General features: G+C 53.3%; 15 protein-coding genes. 5 read left to right on the top strand and 10 right to left on the bottom strand.

Annotation, left to right across the window (positions count from 1 at the left end):
* Window positions 1-127: 127 nt before the first annotated feature.
* Entirely contained in the window at window positions 128-2,590 is a 2,463-nt protein-coding gene (locus tag BMZ14_RS03965) for a choice-of-anchor D domain-containing protein (RefSeq protein ID WP_074794912.1), read from the top strand.
* Window positions 2,591-2,623: 33 nt separating this feature from the next.
* Here BMZ14_RS03965 and BMZ14_RS03960 read toward each other — a convergent pair whose 3' ends face one another.
* The 5 genes from BMZ14_RS03960 to BMZ14_RS03940 all read right to left on the bottom strand — a co-directional run bounded on the left by BMZ14_RS03960 (window position 2,624) and on the right by BMZ14_RS03940 (window position 7,369).
* Window positions 2,624-3,634 carry a 2-hydroxyacid dehydrogenase gene (locus BMZ14_RS03960; protein ID WP_074794911.1) on the bottom strand — a complete coding sequence of 337 codons (1,011 nt, stop codon included), beginning with the start codon at window positions 3,632-3,634 and terminating at the stop codon, window positions 2,624-2,626.
* Between the two features lie 276 nt (window positions 3,635-3,910).
* Window positions 3,911-4,234: a hypothetical protein gene (locus BMZ14_RS03955; RefSeq protein WP_218144969.1), complete on the bottom strand. Its 324-nt coding sequence runs from the start codon at window positions 4,232-4,234 to the stop codon at window positions 3,911-3,913.
* A 74-nt stretch (window positions 4,235-4,308) separates the two neighbouring features.
* Window positions 4,309-5,052: a hypothetical protein gene (locus tag BMZ14_RS03950; protein ID WP_256208363.1), complete on the bottom strand. Its 744-nt coding sequence runs from the start codon at window positions 5,050-5,052 to the stop codon at window positions 4,309-4,311.
* 148 nt (window positions 5,053-5,200) lie between these two features.
* Window positions 5,201-6,367: a sensor histidine kinase gene (locus tag BMZ14_RS03945; RefSeq protein ID WP_074794908.1), complete on the bottom strand. Its 1,167-nt coding sequence runs from the start codon at window positions 6,365-6,367 to the stop codon at window positions 5,201-5,203.
* 573 nt (window positions 6,368-6,940) lie between these two features.
* Window positions 6,941-7,369 (bottom strand): OsmC family protein, encoded by a 429-nt coding sequence (locus tag BMZ14_RS03940; RefSeq protein ID WP_074794906.1) that lies wholly within the window; start codon window positions 7,367-7,369, stop codon window positions 6,941-6,943.
* Window positions 7,370-7,920: 551 nt separating this feature from the next.
* Between BMZ14_RS03940 and BMZ14_RS03930 the strand changes: the two genes are divergently transcribed.
* The gene (locus BMZ14_RS03930; protein WP_074794903.1) at window positions 7,921-8,295 is read left to right on the top strand and encodes a choice-of-anchor K domain-containing protein; all 375 of its coding nucleotides are present in this window, start codon (window positions 7,921-7,923) and stop codon (window positions 8,293-8,295) included.
* Here BMZ14_RS03930 and nhaA read toward each other — a convergent pair.
* Window positions 8,292-10,148, bottom strand: a complete 1,857-nt coding sequence (gene nhaA / locus BMZ14_RS03925; protein WP_074794901.1) for a Na+/H+ antiporter NhaA — start codon at window positions 10,146-10,148, stop codon at window positions 8,292-8,294. The two genes, BMZ14_RS03930 and nhaA, sit on opposite strands and share 4 nt — an antisense overlap.
* A 107-nt stretch (window positions 10,149-10,255) precedes the next feature.
* The gene (locus BMZ14_RS03920) at window positions 10,256-10,522 is read right to left on the bottom strand and encodes a hypothetical protein (RefSeq protein ID WP_083396612.1); all 267 of its coding nucleotides are present in this window, start codon (window positions 10,520-10,522) and stop codon (window positions 10,256-10,258) included.
* 298 nt (window positions 10,523-10,820) lie between these two features.
* Between BMZ14_RS03920 and BMZ14_RS03915 the strand changes: the two genes are divergently transcribed.
* Window positions 10,821-11,828 (top strand): zinc-dependent alcohol dehydrogenase family protein, encoded by a 1,008-nt coding sequence (locus tag BMZ14_RS03915; RefSeq protein ID WP_074794900.1) that lies wholly within the window; start codon window positions 10,821-10,823, stop codon window positions 11,826-11,828.
* Window positions 11,829-12,053: 225 nt separating this feature from the next.
* On the opposite strand, the gene BMZ14_RS03910 is transcribed toward BMZ14_RS03915, so the two are convergent.
* Window positions 12,054-13,175, bottom strand: a complete 1,122-nt coding sequence (locus BMZ14_RS03910; RefSeq protein ID WP_218144968.1) for an acetyltransferase domain-containing protein — start codon at window positions 13,173-13,175, stop codon at window positions 12,054-12,056.
* A gap of 483 nt (window positions 13,176-13,658) precedes the next feature.
* A complete protein-coding gene (locus BMZ14_RS03905; protein ID WP_074794896.1) occupies window positions 13,659-16,217 on the bottom strand; it encodes a 3-keto-alpha-glucoside-1,2-lyase-like domain-containing protein in 2,559 nt (852 codons plus the stop codon).
* Between the two features lie 582 nt (window positions 16,218-16,799).
* Between BMZ14_RS03905 and BMZ14_RS03900 the strand changes: the two genes are divergently transcribed.
* Together BMZ14_RS03900 and BMZ14_RS03895 are read left to right on the top strand one after the other, a co-directional pair.
* On the top strand, window positions 16,800-18,278 hold the full coding sequence (locus BMZ14_RS03900) for an MBOAT family O-acyltransferase (RefSeq protein ID WP_074794894.1): 1,479 nt from the start codon (window positions 16,800-16,802) through the stop codon (window positions 18,276-18,278).
* A 9-nt stretch (window positions 18,279-18,287) separates the two neighbouring features.
* A complete protein-coding gene (locus BMZ14_RS03895) occupies window positions 18,288-19,451 on the top strand; it encodes an alginate O-acetyltransferase AlgX-related protein (RefSeq protein WP_074794892.1) in 1,164 nt (387 codons plus the stop codon).
* 119 nt (window positions 19,452-19,570) lie between these two features.
* On the opposite strand, the gene BMZ14_RS03890 is transcribed toward BMZ14_RS03895, so the two are convergent.
* Complete coding sequence (locus BMZ14_RS03890; RefSeq protein WP_074794890.1) at window positions 19,571-22,870, bottom strand: tyrosinase family protein; 3,300 nt, start codon at window positions 22,868-22,870, stop codon at window positions 19,571-19,573.
* Window positions 22,871-23,145 lie beyond the last annotated feature (275 nt).

The raw sequence follows: 23,145 nt of genomic DNA, 5'->3' as shown, positions 1-23,145 counted from the left end.
GTTCACCATCGTGCATGCGTATAGATGCGCTTGGTTGACAATTTATATTAATGATCCAATCTGAATATAAGGAAGCCTTCAGCTTTTTTGTTCCGTTGGTTTACAGAATCCCTGAAAGGAGATCGGCATGGAAACAGGAAACGTCTATCCCCCTCGCTATAGCGGTTTTATTGTTATTCGAATGGCACAGGAAACCGCTCCTGCAAGTGAGTCGATGACAACATTGCGATCATTTGCCGCTGAGTGCAAATTGCATGGGATTGAGAAACTGCTTGATTTGTATGAAATCAAAGAAACACGGCCAGCGATACGTGCGTTGCTACCGGAAAAGATACGTGAACTTGAAAAACAGGCGGCTCAAACCGAACTGCCGCCATTACATAGCCTCACTTCTTACTGGAAACTCGATGTTCGCCATTGCCCTGAAAAATCAGAAGAGATCGTAAAACGTTTCAGTGCTCTCGATGAAGTGGAAGTTGCATATCGCGAATTGGAGGCTACGGATCCTGCGGTTAACCCGGCTGACGATCCTTATAATGCCAATCAAAACTACCAGGATGCGGCTCCCGTTGGAATAGACGCGCGCTGGGCCTGGACACAACCGAACGGCGAAGGTGCAGGTGTCGGATTTGTTGATCTGGAACAAGGCTGGTTTTTGAATCACGAGGATTTTGCAAGTAAATTGCCGGCTCTTCTATACGGTGATAACCGCGACGGCATTGATGGGTATGTTGGTAATCATGGAACTGCGGTTCTTGGCGAAGTTATTGCTGACGATAATACGGTTGGTGTTGTCGGAATCGCCCCATCGGTATCGTCCGTTAATGTGACAAGTCACTGGGATACTGCCAGCAGCTCATCAGGAAACGTGGCTGACGCGATCGCAGGAGCTTTGCCGACGCTGCAGGTCGGTGACGTATTATTGCTGGAGATTCAGAAAGGTCTTTTACCTACCGAAACCGATGTCGCAGATCTCGACGCAATACGGCTCGCCGTCGCTCTTGGAATCGTTGTGGTGGAAGCAGCGGGAAATGGTTCTTTTGATCTGGACAGCTACACAGATGGCGCCGGGAAATTCGTGCTCAGTCGAGGGAGTGCTGATTTTATGGAATCAGGGGCAATTATGGTGGGCGCCGCTCTTTCACCTTTGCCTCACAATCGCGCCGGTTTTTCGAATTTTGGCAGTCGCGTCGACTGTTATGGCTGGGGTGAAAATGTTGTAACCGCAGGTTATGGAGATCTCGATGGCGGCGGCGGTGATAACACCAGGACGTATACAAGTACCTTTAATGGCACCAGCTCGGCATCTCCTATTATTTCAGGAGCGGCACTTATTGTTCAGGGCATATATAGGGCAAACACAGGCGAACCTCTGTCGCCCCTCGAGATGCGTGCCCTGTTGTCGGACCGCGCTACGGGTACTGCTCAGGGCGGGGGAGTGCCTGGCAACATCGGTGTGATGCCGGACTTGCGTTTGATAATTGAAACTATTCTACCGAGACTGGTCACGATAATCGCAGATAGCGGTAACTTTGGCGAAGTATGCATCGGGTCCTTCAAGGATATGGTTCTGACCTTGAGCAATAGCGGCGGCAACATGCTCACTGTAACCAATATTACCTCTTCCGATGCTGCCGAGTTTCTCGTTCCGGGCGTTTTGTCATATCCCCTTACCATCGAAGCGGGGAACGCCATTGAAGTACCGATCCGATTCCAGCCGAATAGTCTTGGCCCAAAGGCAGAGACTATTACCGTGTTCAGTAACGATTCAAGCGGTTCGAAATCCGTGGAGGTATCAGGTAGAGCAAGGGCACCAAGGTTGGTTGCAATAATCGCTAATGCAGGCAATTTCGGTAACGCCTGCGTCGGGTCTTTTGTAGATCAGATGATAACTTTAAGCAATAGTGGCCGTTGCACCCTGACAATAACCAGCATCACTTCGTCCTCTGCCGAGTTTCTCGCCCCCAACGTGCTGGCATATCCAATTGCCATAGAAGCTGGCGGCTCCCTGCAGATACCCGTCCGGTTTGAACCGACTGGCTTCGGTGCAAAGGGGGGCATGATCACGATCATAAGTGACGATCCGGCAGGCGAAAAGAACATTTCAGTTTCCGGGAATGCGCCCTTCGGCAAACTCGTCGTCACAGGCTCTACATGCATCGGCGGCGTGACGGCATGCTGTCTTGGCGAGCGCACCATCTCCATCTGCAATGCAGGCGAATGCAAACTATACGTGACAAGCGTTGCATTCAAGCGCAAAAGCAGGCACTGGAAGCTAGTTAACAATCCTTTCCCGGCGACGCTTTTCCCCGGTTCGTGCCTGAGCGTCCTGATTCGATATAAGGCGACGGAAAAGTGCCCGAGGTCCTGCGAACTGGTTATCACGAGCGATGACCCGGAAACTCCCGTGAAAACTCTCGATGTCATGGCCTACACGATCTGGAGCGATTGCGGGTGTAAAAATTGTGACGATTGCCGCAGGGGTTGTGGCGGGAAACACCATGACGAATCCTGCAGTGCCCAGGGTATCGACGCCTGTTGCGAAGATGAGGGCCATGATCATGAAGAGGATGACGATGACGAAGGCTGACGCCGATTCCGGATGAAGTAACGACTACTACAGCTAATCTGCTCTGAGCAAATCAACCTTTACTTCATTCTGGCATGTTCCGTCCCGCTCGAAAACGGTGATATTTTCCAGCGTGGTTTGTGCGATGCTCGAAAGCGCTTCGACAGTAAAGAACCCCTGATGACCGGTGATCAGCACGTTTGGAAAAGTCAGCAAGCGTCCGAACACATCATCCTGTATCACCCGATCGGATAAATCCTGGAAGAACAGATCCCCTTCCTGTTCATACACGTCGAGTCCAAGGGAGCCAATTTTTGCCGACTTCAGTCCTTCAATCACCGCTTGAGTATCAATGACTGCGCCGCGACTGGTGTTGATCAGCATCACGCCGCGTTTCATCTGGCTGATCGCCGCCCTGTCGATCAGGCGATGTGTCTGAGGGTTCAATGGACAATGCAAGGTGATGATGTCGCTCTCGGCATAGAGTTCTTCGAGCGGTACATACTCCACGCCCAGGCTGATGCATTCCGGGTTTTCCCGGGGATCATGGGCGATCAGGCGACAACCGAATCCCCGCAGTATTTGCGCGACGGCCACGCCAATACGGCCGGTGCCGACGATACCGATGGTTTTGCCGCGCAGCTCAAACCCCAGCAGCCCCTGCAAAGCGAAATTCCCGTTACGCACACGGTTATATGCGTGGTGAAGGTGCCGATTCAGCACGAGTATCAACCCCACGCTATGCTCTGCTACCGAGTGGGGCGAATAAGCCGGAACTCTCACCACGCATAGCCCAAGGCTGCTGGCAGCCTGAACATCCACATTATTGAATCCCGCACATCGCAGCGCGATCAGGCGCGTCCCCTGCATGGCCAAAGTTTCCAGCACTGTGACGTCGAGCGTGTCGTTGACGAACACACAAACGGCGGGAAAGTCTCCGACCATTCGGCGCGTTTCATGGCACAGGTGCGAATCAAAAAAAATCAGCTCATGCCCGACATTCTGATTGGCAGCGGTAAAGAATTGGCGGTCATAGGACTGCGCGCTGCAAACAGCTACTCTCATGTAATTTCCTTGCTTGTCTTCCCGCCTTGTACCTCGCAGGGGAAGCTCGACGATAAAAATTTCCCTTGAATTCCTGCTGCTTGTTTATCCACAGGATAAACTGGTTTTTGCTGCGGGAGGACATTTTAAAAGGAAGGAGATTATCCGAAACTAACCGGTACTGACGAGCAATCCCGCATGCTTCGTCAGACACTACTTAAGAGTGAGCGGTTGGGCGTTGACAGCTTATTGATGAGGCCGGTGAGAACCCTGTCTCCTGTAACATATAATAAAAAATTACAGTAATCGAGCTTCCTGCGCTCGTATCACCAACTCATCCTGGCCAAACCGCTGTTCGAGCTTCTTTCGATAGTTGCGCCACCAATCCTCGTCCAGGTCCTTTACCATTACCTCATACACAATGATTTCGTCGCGAACTGTAAGCCCATCCTTCTTCTGCCACAAGCCGCTTGCGGGCGTACGGGTATAGGCAGTCAACCCTCCGAACTCGCGCACCAGTTCGTCACGAACCTGCTCGAAAAGAGCGTGCGGGAACTCCTCCCCGCCATTACTCCAGAGCGGCAGCAAAAGCTGTGTCATGTACACGGCGAACTCAGGCACCCCGAAAGAATTAATGCAGAATTTCTAAATGACCGCATTCATCATGGCCTTTGCAGCAGAAATTCGAGCAGGCCTTAAAAAGTATAGATAAAACGGGAGGCTAGCAACCAATCTGATTTCTTGTTGTTCAGCCGCGCTGGTCCTCCACCTATCTGCACCGCTTTATTAGAACTGAAGCTGTAATGAAGCTGAGGCGTTAATCGATAACGCCATTGCTTGTGCTCGTGGATCTCGTTGTTCATTTCTACTCCCAGCGTCAGGTTGCGGGAGAAATGATAGAAAAGATTATTGTTTATCAATGCAACGATATCCTCGCGCTTTCCGAAATCGGCCCATCTGATACCAAGCATGTTCAAAGTGCTCCACTTGTCAGAAATCCGCGCTCCGTTCAAATAGAGGATATCCGCGGAGTACACGTTTTCTTGTCTGCCATAGCGGCCCAGCGCCTGCCAACCATGGATCATCCGGCCCTTGAGTAGCTCGCCAAAAGTGCCCTGTAAACCGAATTTGTATTCTTCTAATGACGAGTTCTGGAATGGCAGTTCAAACTCAACCGCGTATCCGTCGGCAAATGCATATTCAATTTCCGGAGCCCATGCAAACTCGCCAGTTTGAGAAGACCGGGTTATTAATGTATTGACCTCAAGTTCTCCTTTGGGCGAGCCCAGCGGCCTCACCAGATCAAACACCAGCGGCTCGGGTATGCCCAACTCTTCGCTACTGAGAACGGCATCGTTTGGTTCCGCGTAAACTTTGCCTGCAAGGCCACAGGAAAGTACGGCCAATAGCATAATGAGGTAATGGAGATTTTTTGCCATCCCGGAATCTTTAAGTCTTACCTTTTTTATCTTGACTGGGGGTCCAGGTTCGCACACTCAGCTCATGGTTCATTGCAACAATCTGTTGACCATCACGTAGTCAACAGTATACGCATGCCGGCAAGGTGCAGCTTTGCCGAGGCCCCTGTCACATCGGGTCATCCGGTTTTTCCTCGAGAGTCGGGGCATCCTGATACGGTCTCGCGTCCGCTGGTATGTTTATCATAAAGGTTATTCCACGGTCAGTCCCGCTATCAACTACAACACTCCCACCGTGGCTTTCCGCAACACTGCGCACGTACGGCAAACCTATGCCCCAGCCTTCCTTAGTCCCTGAGTTTGCAGCTCCTGCTCTTCTGAATATCTGGAACAGGCCTTCGGTCTGTTCCAGAGGTATCGGCTCTCCTTCATTATGCACGCTTATCATGACACGCTCCTGTACCAGATTTATTTTGATCCTTACAGGAGTATCCGGAGCACCGTATTTAACCGCATTGCCAACAAGGTTCTCGATTGCCCTCTTGATTGCCTCACGATCCCACCAGACTCTGGAAGAAGATGCAATGAGTTGAAAACGCGGCCCACACGTAAATGCGAATTGTCCGCACACTTCCTCCGCCAGTTCTTGCACGTCGAATTCCTCCAGACGGAGCTGTAACCGTTCTCCCGCCTGAAAGCGGACGGAATCAAGCAAATCCTGAATCATTCCGTCCATGCGCATAAGGTTCTCGGTAATCAGTTCTGCCAACTCCTTTATTTTTGGTGAATCGGCAGAGCGTTCTATGAGCTGAGCAGCAGTGTGGGCATTTGATAATGGATTTCTGAGGTCGTGCGTAAGAGCGGCGGTAAATCTTTCGCGAAGCATGGATTGGGCAAGAGCGAAAGCATTCACGGCTCCGCGTATCGACTCATCAATAGAAGCATTGATCAGCAAGGTTTCCTCCTCGCTAAGCTGAACATTATTCTTCTTTAAAACGGCAAGAATCGTCCATCTCAGTATCTGATACTCTGATATAACCGAGTGAACGTTGTAGTTCGTCAGCCGTGCGCGTTCCCCGCCATGTTCCATGGCTATAGTGTTGCTTTCATCTCCTGTCGCCCTGGGGTAACCCGGCGTAATAGCTTCTGCAATGTTGTCGTACAGGGACGGGAAGGTATTGATCAGGATCGGGTGAGGCAGCCGTTCCGCTTCCTTGACCGATTGCCGAACCTTTTCTGCCCATTCCGCAAGAACTTCATCCCGAAGCTCCAGCATTCTTCTGGCAGTCGGAGAAAGTTTTTCAGGGTTGATATTCTGGTCTGTTGATAGGGTCATACATAACTCCCCTTGTCTCTAAATAAACCTTGCATAAACGCGAGGATACTCGAAGGCACGGCATCCAATGCAAACTTCCTCTACTGCATGAGAAAGATTATAAGAGATCGGCGCCGGAAAAGACTGGAGTTGGAGGCGCAAGAGGCAAATTGCAAGCTTCGAGGGTTCGCAAACGGGAGTCCCGCCGGACTGCTGCTGTAAGCGTGAAGGGCCTGGGCAAGAGGTTGAAACGAGCGTTGGCCCTGGTTGCACGTCCATTCCCCAGCATCGTTACCGCACGGGTTCAGGCTATTCCTCGGTAAGACGGGGATAACTCATTTATTGCCACGTCCCCGGAAAAACTATGCAGGGTGTAATGCCGGTTTTGAGGTCGACGCATCCCACCGTGCAGCATATTTTTACCATATGGGAGGCGCAGCACAAATAATCAAAATTGTTAGTTGTCAGGTTACGCTGCGCTGATCAGGCCTGCGCTTGCAGGTAACGGTGGAACCCGGAAGCCGGAATATGGCTGGATTACAGTGCGTGCGAAGACTCGCGCTGTCTCATACTATCCTCATGCGACAGGCGTATTTACGGTGCGAGCTTCGCGTCCATCGTGATGTTGGCCTTCATGAGCTTCGATACGGGGCAACCCTCTTTTGCCTTGTTCGCGGCCTCCAGAAACTTCTCCTCGTTTGCAACCCGTATTTTAGCCGTGACGGTCAGATGGCTTGACGTGATTTCGAATCCTTCACCTATCTTTTCAATAGTAACTGCGGCATGCGTTTCGATTCTCTCAGGTGTCATGCCCGACTCTCCAAGTATCAGAGATAGCGCCATCGAGAAACAGCCCGCATGTGCAGCAGCGATCAGTTCTTCCGGATTCGTGCCTTTGCCGTTTTCGAAGCGCGATTTAAAACCATAAGGCGCTTCCTTTAGCACACCGGTTTCTGTGGAAATGGCACCGTCCCCATCCTTGATACCGCCCTTCCAGACAGCCCATGCTTTTTTTGTCGTCATGATTGCTCCATTTCAGGAAAAAAAAACCTGCGGGTTCACGAAAATACGATGGGTGATTCCGTAACAGAAAATAGCGAGCATAATAAAAACCTTAGACTGCCCCGGTGGCCATGCCCAGTCTGTGCGCTGGCACACAAAACTGATCCGACGGAGGGCGATATGCCTCATTCTGATCAAAGAATAAGCGAGAAGCGGTTTTCGCCCGGCTTTCGCCCATGCATCATGTGGTGACATTCGCCATAGTCGCTTTTTTCCCCGAAAGCATCGGCAAGGGAGCGCTGCGAAGCGGGATAACTGCTTCTTTTCCATCTCCTGCTCGCTGAATTCATTCTTAAGCACTTCATATTCCTCATCAGATGCGTGAGTTTCAGAAACGCGTATGCTTCCCTCGGTTCAGGTCAGCGCGGCCGGCTCATGGTCAAAAAAGGTATCACGCGAGACCAACGGGCGTTGAACCGGCGTCGGTTTCACCTTCTTTGCGCAAATCCCCTGCATCGCAGGGCTTGCTGTAGTATCGGGAGTAGGTACAAACAATTTTAGCTGGGGCAGCGGTGGTTTCAGTTCCTTGGACTTTGCCGGGGGCCAGCTTCGATGCTACACCTGGCACACCCTTCACATTGGGCTGTTTGACTTTTCACAATGGTGAAATTCTATCGGGCACAGGTGCTGACAGCGTTAATTTCAGGCTCGCGATAAACTTCGATAATGTGCCGGAGAAAAATCTCGTTCTCGAGACACCTTTTCATCTGACCAATACCCCTAATGTGGATGATCCGGTGGCTGCTGCCGATTTCGTTTCAATCGGAAATTTCAACTTTACTTTTAATGTCTTCGAGGGAAACACTGCATCTGTCGACATCTTGGCCACGCTCTCGACCGGTCTTACCGCTACGATGGCTCAGGTTTGCCTGCTGAACGGGTGTTAACGTGAATTTGAATCAGATTGGGCGTTCCACAATATCGCAATGCCAATTATCGCTGACAGAGTCGAGCCCGCGAAAATTGCGATCTTCGCGGCTGCATAGTCGCTTTCCACGGAAAAAGCCTGGCTTGCGATAAAAAGCGACATCGTGAAGCCGATTCCTGCCAGGGCCCCGGCTCCGGCCAGCTGACGCCAGGAATAGGCGCTGGGCTTGGTCGCGATATTCAGCCATACAGCGATACCGGTAGCGGCGATAAATCCGATCGGTTTGCCAATGACCAGGGCTGCCGCGGTACCGACCATCAGTGCGACATGGCCGCTGAAAACATTGGAATCCATTACTACGCCGGCATTGGCGAGGGCGAACACCGGCAATACCAGGAAGCTCGATCGCGGCGCCACATGGCGGAGCATGCGGTCGGCGGGCGACTCCAGCCGGTCATGGATGGCATCCAGCGCCTCCAGCGCGGGCTCGGATGGGCCATACCGCATGACTTCCCTGCCGCGCTTGGTTTCCGCGGTGAGGATTGCGTCGGCTTGCAGCATCAGCGCGCGAAGATTGGGCGGCGGACGCGTCGGGATAAAAAGGGCGAGAATGATGCCGGCCAGGGTCGCATGCATTCCGCTTGCATGCACGCAGGTCCAGAGGCCGATACCGAGGAATACATAGGGCGAAGCGCGATATACGCCACCTTCGTTAAGCAGTGCCAGCAATCCAATAATGGCGACCGCACTCGCAATATACTCGATGTGGAGATTAGCGGAATAAACGACAGCGACAACAATGATTGCGCCGATATCGTCGACAATGGCCGCGGCAGTAAGAAAAACACGAAGCTCTACCGGGACCCGCCTGCCCATCATTGCGATCAACGCAACCGCGAATGCGGTGTCGGTCGCCATTGGTACGCCCCAGCCCAGGGACCAGGCCCCGGAGGAACCCGGCGGCCCTTCCGGCACCAGTATCAGATAGAGGATTGCGGGCACCGCCATTCCGCCAACGGCAGCGGCGACAGGCAGCATCGCAGACTGGCGGTTCGCGAGATGGCCTATTGTAAATTCTCGCTTTATTTCCAGGCCCACCACCAGGAAAAAAATCACGAGCAGCCCGTCATTTATCCAATCACGTAGTGAGAGATCGAAGCTGGCGGCGGCGAAAGTGAGTCCCAGCCGCAAATCCCACAATTCGTTAAAATCGGGGCCGATAACGGAATTGCTTAATATAACGGCGATTCCGGTGGCCAGCAACAGCATGATGCCGGTCGAGGGAGCCCATTTTGCGAAATCCAGCGCGGCGGAATGAACGACATGGCCCAGCGAACCCAGCATCGCCTCGGAGAGAGAGTTGACATCCCAAGGCCCGTCGTAACGGCGGTCATTGATGAAAAATGTCGGCGTTACAATCACGCCGCTGGCGGCCGCGCTGGCGATATCGGCATTTACGCGGGCTTTGGCCTGCGCAACATTGTCGTTGTTCACTGAGTCACCGTCTTCCGCATCGAGGCTCAGGTCGGCGGCTATCTTCTGCAGATCCTCCTTGCTCAGTTTGTCCGAGCGGTTCATCAGCGCGACATGCACGTTCCAGAAACGCGCAGGGTCGCTATAGGCTTCTACCAGCTCAGCTGCGCGGCGAGCAATAAAGCTGCCCTTCAGTGGACGGTGGCGAAAAACATAGCGCAGACGGCTACCGAACCGATTACGCAATTCCGCGACTCGCTCATGGGCTGCACGAGAGGAAGGATCGCCGTAGCTGCCGTATTCAACCAGTGTGATTTCGGCATCGGCCGGGCCAAGAACGTGGTCGTACCGCTCATCAACGGGACGGTCGAGCCGGTTTGGCGGGGTTTCGGGTGTCACGGCAGGGATCGCGCGTTATTGATAATGCCGCTGCAAGCCGAAAATTCAGGTGTCGGTTTAACGTAGCGCTCTATCTCCATGCCAAGCATGCGAGAACGCCCGTGCGATCAACAGATTAGCAACTCGCCCGAGGGGTCTGGGAACAGAGGCTGCGTAAACTCGTTGTTCTCGATGCGCTCTATTGCTCTCGATAACGCGTCTCGGAGCTCACGCGCCTGCTCCGCCTGCATTACGTACGGTCTTCCCGGGTCGGCTTCGGCCAGTTTTTGCTGCTCATGGGATAAGAACGGAAAGCGAACAGAGAGCAAGCCATCTACCGGCTCTGTCTTTATTTCCCACCCCGTAATTGGAAATTGAAAAAGATCATCGCTCATGAAAACTCCTGTCACGTCACTATAAAGATCGGAGTGTAGCAAAGCTCGTATGGCTTTTTTGTGGGATAGCGCACATACGGAAAGGGAAGGTGGTGCTATCACTACCTGGAGCCTCAAGGGGAAAGTCGCCGGTTACATCCGCCATCTCCAGGACAATGGAGGTCCCTTGCGGTTGACATTTCCGTCGCCAGCGGAGAGCTGGGCCACGCTTTCATCCCCAAGGCAGATCGAGGTATTTCAGTGTGGAGGCAAGCTCCGCTCTGAATATAAATATAAAAGGATATAAGGAGGTTCTCCAATGAAAGCTTTTCAATTCCGAGAGACCGCCGGCATGACCGGGCTGATCTTGCGCAACGATCTCGAAAAGCCGGCGCCTGGGCACGATGAAGTGCTTGTTCGCGTGCGCGCCACTTCGCTGAATTTCCGTGACTACATTGTCACACACGGGGAATATCCGGTTGGAATGAAGCCGGACGTCATCCCGCTTTCGGATGGTGCCGGCGATGTGGTCGAGGTGGGTAAAAACGTAAAAACTCTCGGGGTCGGGGATCGCGTTGCGGGGTGTTTTTTTCCGGATTGGATATCCGGGCCATTGACGCAAGAGGTTTTCATGCGCTCTTTAGGAGGGCCCATCGACGGGATGTTGGCGGAATATGTGGCGCTTCCGGAACGGGCCGCAATACCGTTTCCGCCACATTTGAGTTATGAGGAAGCTGCAACGCTCCCGAATGCCGGCGTGACTGCCTGGCACGCGCTGGTGGAGGCCGGGCGTATCCAGGCTGGCAACACCGTACTCCTGTTGGGTACGGGTGGGGTATGTCTGTTCGCCTTGCAGTTCGCCAAGCTGCACAGCGCGATCGTTATCCAGACTTCAAGCAGCGACGATAAGCTGGAGCGGGCCAAGGCAATGGGCGCGGATCATCTCATCAATTACCGGAACACGCCGGACTGGGACCAGGAAGTGCTGCGTCTGACCGGGGGCCGAGGTGCTGACATCGTGATTGAAGTGGGTGGCGCGCAGACGCTTGAGCGCTCTTTGAAGGCGGTGCGATTCGGAGGCATTGTAACGTTGATCGGCCTGGTTTCCGGTTTCGGGAAGATCGATCCCCTGCCGCTTATGCAGCGCTCAATATCGATGCATGGCATCAACGTCGGCTCTGCCGACATGTTCCGCGCAATGAACCGCGCCATTGATGCTTCTCGTCTGCGCCCTGTCATCTCCCGCACGTTTACTTTCGAGCATGCGACCTATGCGTATGCTCATCAGCAAGCCGGGCATTTCGGAAAGACCGTCATTACGGTTTGACCTGTTTCCATCCGGATAACCCAGCACGGGGTTTGCAGGCGGATTGATGCGAATTTTCGGCCCTGACAGCCTGTCCGGCTAAAGGAAATTGGCTGCAAACGCGTCTGACTGGTCCATATTTCGCCGCTTTTTCGGCCAATAGAATAACTATTGGCCTTCAAAATCAACAAAATCTGTCCGCACCCAATCGCTTTTTCGCTTCGATTCTTCAAGTCCGACAGGCTGCTAGATGTAAGGCGTCCACCAGCTCCCCCTGTGGCGCGACTTGAGCCCGGCGAACCACTGGCAGACGGGATAGAGCAGGATAACCACCGCTATCCATGTCAGGTAGACCACCGGGAGACCGAATCCCCACCAGGAAGAAAAGGTTTCGGAGGATGATGATTGAATATCTCCGCTCATTGCAAAAGCGACCGCAACGGCTAGCGCATGAATGACATACAGGTGAACCAGATAAAAAAACAGGGGCACACGGCCAAAAATCATCAAAAAACGCCCTATTGAACCCTGCGCCTGTTCGAATGCCGCGAGCAGCACGAACATTGGCCCGAGGGTCATCAGCAGGTACAACAGGGAAGGGGGATATTTCGTGGTGTTCAAGAAAGAAAGCAGCGTGAACAGACCGGTTTCCTGTCCGGACCACGGCACGGGGTCGCCATAGACGTTATAAGCCCGCAATATGACGAAGGCTGTGATGAGAACTATCCCGCAGGCAAGCGCTGCCTTTCTTCTTGTTTCTGATGCGGCCAGCATGACAGGCCCGAAGGCATAGCCTGCCGCCATTACCCCTATCCAGGGTATGAGTGGATAAATCACCGGGTAGTGCGGAATGTGAAGTACGCTCAGCGCCCATCCCTGCCATCCGTGGGTTCCATCTGCCGCCCGGAAATCATCGAGGCGTATCCCATCCAGGAGATTATGGGCGGAGATCATAAGGATGCCCACGCTGGCTATTGCCCATAAGGGCAGGTAAATGAGCGCGGAAAGCACGACCATGGACCAGCCAAGCGCCCAGATGACCTGCAAGCTCATCTGGTTATAGTCCAGGTTGAAATACCAGGAAAAGCGCACGACCGTGAGTTCGAGAATAACGAGCCAAAGTCCGCGGGTGAGCAAGCGGATGGCAAGTTGACGGCGGTCCTCTCCCTGGGCAGATAAAAAGGCGCTGGTGCCCGCAAGGAAGACAAACGCCGGGGCGCAAAGGTGCGTAACCCAGCGGGTCAAAAAAAGCATCAAATTGGTGCGGGAAAGATCGGTAGCGCTGAAATCGGCATCAGTGAAGAACCCGCGCACATGGTCCAGTGCCATGAGTACGATCACCAGTCCCCGCATAATGGCCACAGACATTATGTAGGAAGTAGTGGCTAGGGCCGCTGTCTGTGCGGCTTTGTACGGCATTGACCCGCTCATATTCCCTTTGAGTTAATTATCCCGCTGAGTTGTGCACGCTGGCGCGTTGTGGCTCAAATGTTGGGTTTGCCTTGCCCCCTTTTCGCGGGGAGAAGCATTTTTACATGGTTTTTTATCACTGGATTTCAAAGGACCGCTGCATATGCAATGTAGAGGTAGTACTTTGGTCCAATAGGCAGGGAGCGCAAAACGTGTAATATAGAGCTTGGAGGTGTTATTTTTCCTCCATGAAAGTGGGAGCTCGGCGCGGCCCGGTAGCAGTGATCCTGCTGCCGGGTTTTTAGTGATTCGGTTGTGCTCTATCCCGGTCGATTGTCGTCATCCGAATTTCGCGGGGGAGGGCAGAGTCCAGCCAGGCGTCTTCTGTGTCCTGGAACTCAGGCTGGTGTAACTTCCTCTGAAAAATAGCCGATAGAGGCGTTAAAGCGCTCTGATCTGGATTTTGCGGAAAGCTACCCGTCCAGTATGGGTTTGCAGGCCGATAAAACTTGGGTTGCTTCCCGTGCTCGGCTGGCCCCGCGCCGTGTCCGGGTTATCGTACTCGGTGATTTTTACACCATTGAGGAACACGATGTAATTTTGCCCCTGGACATGAATCTCGAATTCATTCCATTCGCCCACAGGTTTTACCGGGAGGTTGTTTGGGTCGTCCGGTGGGGCAAAGCCATAGATCGCGCCAGTCTTGCTCAGCGGTGAGCCATCGGGGCGGGCGAGCTGGTCGATCTGGATCTCGAAACCAAAATTAACCGCGACGTAGGCGGTGTTGTTGTAATTTTTACTGTCGGGGTGCGGAAAGCGGATGAATACCCCGGAATTGTCATCTTCGCGCCAGCGTAACCATTCCAGTTTAAGCACGAAATCATGAGGGGTCGGGTCGGTGTGCCAGAACATGCCGATGTCATTGCCGGGCACCGATTCCAGGGCGCCATTCACCACAAGGCGTCCGCCGGGAAAATTATTGGCCTGATTCGTGATGGTCGACATACGCCATTTACTCGCGTCTGCGCCATCGAAAAGCAGGTTGAATCCCGCGTCCGCTTTAAATGGCGCAACGGTAAGCCGATCAGCGAGACGGCGTGCCAGCGCAACTCCTGTGAGCATGGGATTGGGCGAGCCGACTGTCGGGAACAGGGCGGGTCCTGCGACATATGCGTTTTCGAGAAAGTGAAACCGTGCATCGGCATTGGTGACGGAAGTGTCCGGATCATCGCCCATGTTGAGCGGTCCTGCCTCGTGATGCGTGGTGCCCATGCCGTCGCGGCGTCCCCCTTCCCAGACCGGCTTATAGGGAACAATCAGGCTCAAGTCCGCCGTCGGTGCAACCGTCTGAGGACGATCGGGCGCCGTGAAGACAGTGAAGCTGTTTCCACCAGCGAACACCCTGGCAACATCGTCGGAAGCCTTATCCATTGCGTCCCACAGTTCGAAGTCGTTGCCACTGAGATTGTAGGTCACCAGGGCACGCTGCACGCCGACCTCGTCGGTTTCGTCATTTTTCAACGTGATGTTGCTGCCCGGATTCTGTTCCTGGGTTTCGCCGATGCCACGTATGGTGATGACTATCGTATGATCGTTCACCTGATGCAGGGGTAGCATGCTGTCCAGATCGGGAATTTTCTTGAAGAGTTCGGCCTCGGAGTCCGAGGTAAGTTTATCGAGACCCGCCGCAGTGATCTGCAAGTGAAAATAGCCCTCGCCCGACCCATCGGAAAAGGTATGCCTGCCCTTCACGAACAGTGCAGACGCCTGCAGTACTTTCACGGCTGGGCTGAGGCTGGACAAGGAGGTACGGGGAATGCTGATGGTGAGGTTGGAGCGCAGGTGCGCCATCAGGTTTTTGCCGATCCTGTCGTAATTCCTGATCCCCTGGAAGGAGAGCAGTGCAAGCCGGGCACTTTCTATCGTGCCCAGCGCGATAACGACATTGGCGGTGTCGGCCACGGGAATCGTCAAACGCTGCTTTTGAACGTTGGAGTCGTCGCCACAGATGGGCACATAGATTTCGCATTCCACGCCGGTCACGCGGCCAAGCCCATCCTGGATATTCGTGACAAGACGGATTACGCGGCAGTGCGGCACTACCATGAATCGCTTCTTGACGTTGTCGGGATAGCCAACGGCGTGCATGGACTCGGTGGAAGCGGCGCGCGACGCCTTGATGACCAGAGGCATGGCGCTGAATTTGTTGAAAGGAAACAATCCCGAGCCCTCACGGCTTTTAACGGCCAAGGGAGCTTCCAGTTTGAGCTGCTCTTTCATTGCGGCTGGTATGCCGGGGGGCAGATCCAGGTGCAAAGGAAGTTCGGCTGGCTTGATCGCTTCAGGGACCTCGTCAGCCTCGATGCCGTCGAATAAATGCTTGCGTAGGGCATCATGCATGGGACCACTTATAAAATCGTTCGTCTGGTCAGTACCGATTTGTTGCGCAGCCTCCGCAAAATACTTGTCATTCAACTCTGTCACAACGCTGTCGGGCCACCGGTCCCGTGGCATTTCCGTGTCGGTGCCGGTATCCAGTAATCGTGGGGACCAGCCGCCAAAATAGAGCGAGCGCCCTCCCAGGCAATAGGCCAATCCGGGAAAGCCCTGCGGCACTTTTGCAGGATCTGCGCGCCAGGGCAATCCCCAGACTTCGGCGCGAAGCCGGAACGGATCGTTTTCAGTAGGCGGCGGCACCCCGAGCCCGATAGGCGGGTAGTTTTGCACATGCTCGGTGAGCAGCAGCGAGCCGGAATCCAGCACCAGGATGCGGTGACTGTGGGTATGATCGGTCGAAAATAAATGCTGTGCGAACACGGGTCCGAAGCTGCCGCCACCAATCACGATTACATCAAAGGGCCGGGCGTCACTGGTCGGGGAGCCATCCGGCCGCTGTCCATTTTTATCGGTGCTGTTCAATGCTTCATCCATTCCATTGTTGATGTAGCGGCCCAGCACATCTTTGGTAAAGTCGGTGGTTTGGGGTTTACTGGCAGTCATATCGAAATCTCCTCGTTTCAGATCAGGGGGTATTTCACGGGCGGCCGATGAAACGGGAAAACAAGAGCGGAGCGCTCATTACCTGAATAACGGAAAATACTCCGGGGGACCGCGTTTCAGGGCGCACAGGAATCGCTGGCAAACCGCCCGCTTCCGGCGTGTTGAAGCGGTAAAATGATTTATTTATAGTTCAGAAAAAGGGAAATACAAGACTGTCGTGCCTTTCTAAGGATTTTGCCAGCCGCCATAGCGATTTCCAGCCCGGTACAACACTCTCCCGAAATTTCCTGAGCATTTCAATCTTGTCTTGGGTACAATGGGCAACTGCTCGGTATCAGCAAAAAGGAACCCGCTGTAAGTCACCCTGTCTACCAATTCAATTCGTGGCAGGATTATCCTGAACGTCCTTCCAGACGCTCAAGAAAGGTCAAGACCGTCCTGCAGTACCGCAGGGACAGCCTGTATCAGCAATTCTCGCTTTCGCAGCCGGAGCCCGGCTGTTTATAAACTGCAAAAATCGCTTCAATCAAGACACGCGCTCGGCTAAATTTTACGAAAGGAGTTTGACGGACAGATGGCCAGATGATTTTTAGCTCTCCGAAGTTCATCCTGCTATTTCTACCGATAGCGTTCTTCGGCTACTTCTTCCTGAATCGGATTAGATATGTCCTCGCGGGCAAGGCCTGGCTAGTGGGCGTGAGCCTGTTCTTTTATGCCTACTGGAATATTGCCTACCTGCCGCTTCTTCTCGGTTCCATATTTTTCAATTTCGCCGTCGGCACAAGTCTCTCCCGTAATCGGACGTCGAGCAATTCATGGTTTCCGCCCCGTTTTGTTCTTGCTTGCGGTATCGCCGCAAATCTTGCTTTGCTGGCATATTTCAAGTACGCCGACTTCCTGATCGACAACATCAATGCCGCTTTCGACGTTGGCCTCAACCTGCCCCAGATCCTGTTGCCGCTGGGCATCAGTTTCTTTACATTCACGCAGATCGCCTATCTGATCGACAGCCATCGCGGAGAAGCCAAAGAATACGATTTCCTCAACTACGCGCTGTTTGTGACTTTCTTTCCTCACTTGATAGCAGGCCCCATTTTGCATCATCGCGAGATGATGTCGCAGTTCGCATCACGCTGGACTCTGGCGGTGCGCTACCGGAATATCGCGCTTGGCCTGTTTATTTTCAGCATTGGTCTGTTCAAGAAGGTGGTCATCGCGGATACCTTTGCCATCTGGGCGGATGCCGGGTTCGATGGTGGAAAAAATCTCGATTTTTTCAGCGCCTGGGCGACGAGTCTTTCATACACCTTTCAGCTCTATTTCGATTTCAGCGGCTACTGCGATATGGCGATCGGTGCCGCACTCCTGTTCAATATATGGCTGCCCATCAATTTTAATTCTCCCTACCAGGCGCTGGATATACAGGATTTTTGGCGCAGATGGCACATCACGCTCAGCCGCTATCTGCGCGACTATCTCTACATTCCGCTGGGCGGCAGCCGTTGCTCGACGCCGCGGGTGTACTTCAACCTGATGGCAACCTTCATATTGGGCGGCCTCTGGCATGGCGCGAGCTGGATGTTTGTCATATGGGGTGCCCTTCATGGCATTGCGCTGGTGACGCATCGCGCATGGGGCGGGCTGGGCTTGAGTATGCCAAAAGCGGCGGCATGGCTGTTGACATTTAATTTCATCAACCTCAGCTGGGTTTTCTTTCGAGCCAATACCCTTGATGATGCGCTCAGGGTCATACGGGGAATGGTAGACATTCAGTCCGTTTTTGGCTTGCCGGTTTTGGACGTGTCGACCGACAGCCTGGTGTGGGGTGGCTGGTTTTCCGACCATCTCCTCAGATGGCTGCCTGCCGGCCTTGCCGCAAATATACTCTGCTTCACCGCAATCGCGCTTACGCTGGGAATTATCAGCCAGAAGAATTCGTTTCAATTAATGGCGGGTGGGCAGGGTGCCGTAAAGCTATCGGGCGCGCTCCTGTTGTTTTGCATTGCGATGCATTTCACGATGGTATCCACGAGCTCGGTATTTCTTTACTTCAATTTCTAGACGGCCAGCATGAAAAAAAGAGTATTTATGTTTGTCTGGGTGGCCCTGTTTGTGCTGGCGGTTGTTCCGGCAATCAACCTGAATATGGGAGATGGACAAAAAAAGAACACCGAACTGGAATGGTGGAGAGACTCCACGCTCTACAACCTTGATTTTGCGTCGGCCCTCCTGAACCGGTTTTTTTATCCCCACGGAATTTCCACCAATCCCGATCAGGTGTTGATAGGAAAGGACGATTGGCTCTACCTCGGAGAGCAGTACGACAATACGATTTCCAGAAATCGCCGTGGGGCGACTGTCGAGGACGCGGAGGTGGCCAGGATAATCGGGCAAGCAACGAATTCTTGGAGCGAATGGTTAAGTCAGAAGGGGGTGAGTAAGTTCAGGGTCATGCTGAGCCCGGACAAGACAACCATCTACCCCGAGTTTCTTCCCGGCTGGGCACAGCCTGCTACCGAGTCTGCAACTGATACCTTATTGAAGAATGTCAGCCAGGGGCTTTATATTGACACCCGAACTGCCTTGCGCGCGGCAAAATCCCGGTTTTCGGAATCGCTGTACTACAAAACGGACACACACTGGAATAGCCTCGGTGCCTGGGTCGCTTTTCAGGCCTTCCAGACGGAGATTGCCCGTACGGAAACGGACTTGCGCTGGCTGACCGAGCAGGATGTGCGCATATCGAATGTAAATGAACGCCAGGGCGGAGACCTGGCGAAATTCCTGAGGCTGAAAGAAATTTTGCGGGATGACGAGGTCGCCATTGATATCAAGAGTGAGTTGCCGGTTGAAACCGCGCAATATGATTTTGAAACCGGCCGCCTCAAGCGGTCTGGCGGGAATCCCGAGATTCATACTGCTCAGCGCCCTCTGCTTGTCAAGTCGAAAAATGCCTTGAATCAAAAGAGAGTTTTGTGGCTGCGGGACTCATTCGGGACCGCAATTGCCCCTTTTATGGCCGCCACCTTCAGCGAAACAGTGCAGCTTCACTACGACGCGGCGCATCCGGAGGTGTTCGCCCGGCTGGTGGAGGTTTACAAGCCGGATTACGTTTTCATAACAGTGGTCGAGCGGGGAGCCAGAAGGAAGAGGTTCGGAAGTTTTCCGCCATTGGCACTCTCATCGGAGAAGGCAGAAAATGCCACGCTGGCAAGCCAGGGAGTGTCCTTCTGAAGCCAACTGCTTATCGCTCGCACGTCGTTTCCGTGGACGGCTTGGGAGATGCTGATTTTGCAATCAGCCGGAGGTTTGATCAGGACATGGTTTACCAAGCACTGCGATCCAGTTTTTCCTTAGAGTTGGAAACCTGAATCCTTTGCCTCCTGTGTAGAGGCAAAGGATTGGCGATTTTCCATTGCTATCTTCATTGCTTCCTGCGTCCCTGCGGGAAAGACTTTGCGCGTTTCCCTGTCCCCTATAAGTTCGGGTATATCAACCTTCAGCTTGTTGCCCGAAATCTCGACACCGACGCTGAGATTTGTATTCTGCTTGATGGGCACACGCTCTCCATCCACAGCTTCAACAACAACATCGCCACTTTTGACGGTTTGTCCCCCCGGGGCGATTTCAATATTTTTCCCAATTAGCGTGACCTCCATTAAATATTCGGCGGTAAGCGAACTCAAGGTCTTCGCATGAATAGCTTTTCCACCGACCCTAACGACAGGGACGTGGCCGGCTGTCGGTAAGGCGATATTACCGCCTGCATCAATGAGCGTAGCGCTGACGACAAATTTATCGGGATCTGTCCAATGCAATTCCGCACGGCTCTGTTTTTCATCCGGCTTGATCCCGAGAGCGATTTCAGTGTGAAGGGATTCCGTAAATCTCTGAGGTCCGAGTTCGCAGCAACGGTGACTGTGTCGTCCCCCTTCTTTTCCCTTCTTCCTATCGTTCTCAGGTTTTTCCCCCTTCGAATAATAAATTCCCTCAACGTAGAGAGCGATGCGATATACACCCGGAAACGCATTACGCTTGATACGGGCAATCCAAGTACTGTCATCTTTTTGCTTGAATTCAATCTCTTCGTCCCTGATAGCAAATGCCCCCGGTTTGAGCCGTTCGTACTCCGCCAGATATTGCAGTAAATCGAAGGGATCTTCGGTATTTTCTCTATTGATGAATTGTCGTCTGGCTTTTACGGGCACAGTTTTGAGATCGGCCACCGCATTCCCTAAAGCGTGGTTAGGTGCCACCAAGCGGGCGACGAGCGTATGCACATCCTGTCTGCCGCCCGATGCATCGGACAACTGCAGCGTTAAGATAATGTCTTCCCCGGCAAATGGTGCTTTGGCTGTTGCTGTCAAGCTGGCTCGACGGCTCGTTCGCTTGAAAATGTTGATCGAGACTGCGCAGGGAGGTTCCGGAGAATTTGTGCTGATACCGTTTAATCCTGTCGCCAGCTGATGCGCTGGGCGGCCTGCGATAGCACGCACCGGTAGCCGTTCCGTGGGCTTTTGTGAAAACCTTGAGTAAAGCGCTCCGCGCACCGGAGGCGCACCGGCGGGCAGGACAAAATCCGAGAGACTGGGCATGACCATTAACGGCTCGGCGGGATCCGCTTTGTAATAAGCCATGAAATGCCAACGACCCACCCAGTCGTGAGTGTCTGCTCCGTTGCGATTAAGGAAAATGGTGCAGCGCCCCTGGTGTTGTTTCATGGTGACCAGGAAGGGCGCAAGTGTTTCGGTGGGGCTACCGTGACTGTGCCCGCTACCGGCAGGCACTCCCATATTTCCTTCCATGCGAGTATCGGCACAATGCATTCCACTTGGTGCCATCAGGCAGTAATCCCAGTTTCCATCCAGGAAATCGAACCCCTGAGCCGTAATCATGTACGCGTCTTCGGCGCTGGTCACGTCGAAACGAAAATGGACGTGTTCGCCTGGATAGAGATCGAAAACCGGATCAACCGATGGAGTATAGCCAAGAGAGGCGGCAATTGAATTCGTGTAAAACTTATCAATGGCTCCTGCATTTTCCCCATGATAGACTTGAGACACTCCTAGGGGGGCTGTTTTCCCTTTTGTCGCCATGTCAGCAATGGTCGCATAGTCCACTCCGTCCCATCCGCCCCCGATGCCAAAGCCCATCGCAAAGATGACCGTGTCCGGGAAAGCGGGAGTTCCCAGGCTGGACAGAGGCGGCGGGGCCGTTGCCATCCCATCCGTTAAAATGGACAGGTAGCGTTGCTCGCCAGCAGGCAGATTCACGAAGGGGGCACGTACTAGATTAATGTCGGTATCTGTTAAAGCGCCCGCTAACGGTGTGCCGCCTGCTGGCGATTGGGCGGCTATGTTGGTTTCGAAATTACTTTGGCTGATGGCTCCGCCATTTTTTATCACGCCAAAATTCGCACCGGGAAAGATCTGGGTAAAGGTATTACCGCCGCCGGCGGATCTAAAGGTCTCCACCCCCCCCACCACATAAGCCTCCGCCGCCGCATAAGCGGTTTCACAATCGTGCAGTAGGGCGGCGACACCGCGCTTGGCGGCTTCCCATTTGGTGATATTGGGGGCCATGCCCGTCATCGGATCAGGAGTCATTCCGTTCATGCTTCCCGTCTGATCGAGAGCAATACCCAGAATTACCTCTGTATCATGAGCCACCCCTAAAGCGCGATGGTCCAGAACATCCGCCGGATGACGAATGGATTCCGCCGTAAAGTCTGGTAAAACGATGTTCGTCTGTGCGTTGTTGGATGAATATCCGCCCAGACCGCCCACCCAAGGCCACATCGGATCATTAAGATTGTGGCCCTCAGGTCTGCCTGCCGCCGGATAGAACGCGTTCCCTTGGTGTCCGTCAATCTGCCACATGGCCCACAAACGGTCTATGTTGCAGTGATGCATAAAAAAGATCGGATCATTCGGAGATGAATTAGGATCACCCATATTTCCGCCCACCCAGCTGTGCATGCCGTTGTGCATTTGAAACACGCCGCCGCCCTCTAAAAAAGGTCTGAAACCGTTCGGGTTCTCATAATTCGGTCTCGACAGGCAAGTCTGCACATCAGCTTTGGTTTCCAAAGCGGTAAAAGCATCAAAACTACGTCTGAGTGTATTGCCATGCCCCTGTTGTAACTGAGTTTTCACACGCCAACCCGGAAGGCCAGCCGGACCACCCGGCCACCAAGCGGGCAGCGGGGTTGGATTTGTGCCTGATCCCGGCCTGTCGAAAGCAAAATAACCGGATCGAACCGTGCCGCCGCCCACACCGCCGGCTCCGCCATTTGGGCCCATGAAATTGTCTTGGAAAATTATGTTCTCTGTTGCGGCATGGTCTGTCCAATCCCAATATGGCAGGGTAACAGTCGGGTCTACCGCTTGGAGCGACTGCTCGAATCGCAGCAAGTAATACCGGTGCCAGGGGCCAAATCCAGAGTTCTGGTGCCCCATATTGATTGCTCCTCCTCCTGGAACATTGACAGACAGGGTATAGAGGTGAAGCGCCACAAATTGATCGTATACGCTAATCTGTTGAGCGGCAGGATCACCTGGATTGGCAATGGTATGTTTGAGTGTCAGAAGCGCTCTCAGGAAATTGTCTCTCTCTGTTGGCGTGAGACGGGCCGCATTTTTTCTAACACCCATTTGTAATTTCCTCTCAAAGGACAAAATATTCCAGAGTGATCCATCGGTTCTAGTTTAGATTTCCATTTTCCATTGCCATTCTGTTTAACACTCTTTGTAGTGCTATTCGACGATTCCGCTCCGACGCCAGGTTTACTATCGAGCTACCATTGCTCTTATTAGCTCACTTATTCCTGTTATTCATCATAGATGCCGGAAATCGGATGTCAAGGATAACTCCGAACGGGTTGCGCGAAAAAACAGGAGTAAAAAACCGATGCTTTTCAGGAAAAGCA

Source organism: Nitrosospira briensis, from assembly GCF_900115125.1.
Taxonomy (GTDB): Bacteria; Pseudomonadota; Gammaproteobacteria; order Burkholderiales; family Nitrosomonadaceae; genus Nitrosospira; species Nitrosospira briensis_A.
This window is presented reverse-complemented; position numbering and strand designations above follow the sequence as displayed.

Bases quoted from the DNA above. Each gene is read 5' to 3' on its own strand.
- BMZ14_RS03965 (WP_074794912.1), top strand. From the start codon at position 128: ATGGAAACAGGAAACGTCTATCCCCCTCGCTATAGCGGTTTTATTGTT.
- BMZ14_RS03960 (WP_074794911.1), bottom strand. From the start codon at position 3,634: ATGAGAGTAGCTGTTTGCAGCGCGCAGTCCTATGACCGCCAATTCTTT.
- BMZ14_RS03950 (WP_256208363.1), bottom strand. From the start codon at position 5,052: ATGGCAAAAAATCTCCATTACCTCATTATGCTATTGGCCGTACTTTCC.
- BMZ14_RS03945 (WP_074794908.1), bottom strand. From the start codon at position 6,367: ATGACCCTATCAACAGACCAGAATATCAACCCTGAAAAACTTTCTCCG.
- BMZ14_RS03940 (WP_074794906.1), bottom strand. From the start codon at position 7,369: ATGACGACAAAAAAAGCATGGGCTGTCTGGAAGGGCGGTATCAAGGAT.
- BMZ14_RS03920 (WP_083396612.1), bottom strand. From the start codon at position 10,522: ATGAGCGATGATCTTTTTCAATTTCCAATTACGGGGTGGGAAATAAAG.
- BMZ14_RS03915 (WP_074794900.1), top strand. From the start codon at position 10,821: ATGAAAGCTTTTCAATTCCGAGAGACCGCCGGCATGACCGGGCTGATC.
- BMZ14_RS03910 (WP_218144968.1), bottom strand. From the start codon at position 13,175: ATGTCTGTGGCCATTATGCGGGGACTGGTGATCGTACTCATGGCACTG.
- BMZ14_RS03905 (WP_074794896.1), bottom strand. From the start codon at position 16,217: ATGACTGCCAGTAAACCCCAAACCACCGACTTTACCAAAGATGTGCTG.
- BMZ14_RS03900 (WP_074794894.1), top strand. From the start codon at position 16,800: ATGATTTTTAGCTCTCCGAAGTTCATCCTGCTATTTCTACCGATAGCG.
- BMZ14_RS03895 (WP_074794892.1), top strand. From the start codon at position 18,288: ATGAAAAAAAGAGTATTTATGTTTGTCTGGGTGGCCCTGTTTGTGCTG.
- BMZ14_RS03890 (WP_074794890.1), bottom strand. From the start codon at position 22,870: ATGGGTGTTAGAAAAAATGCGGCCCGTCTCACGCCAACAGAGAGAGAC.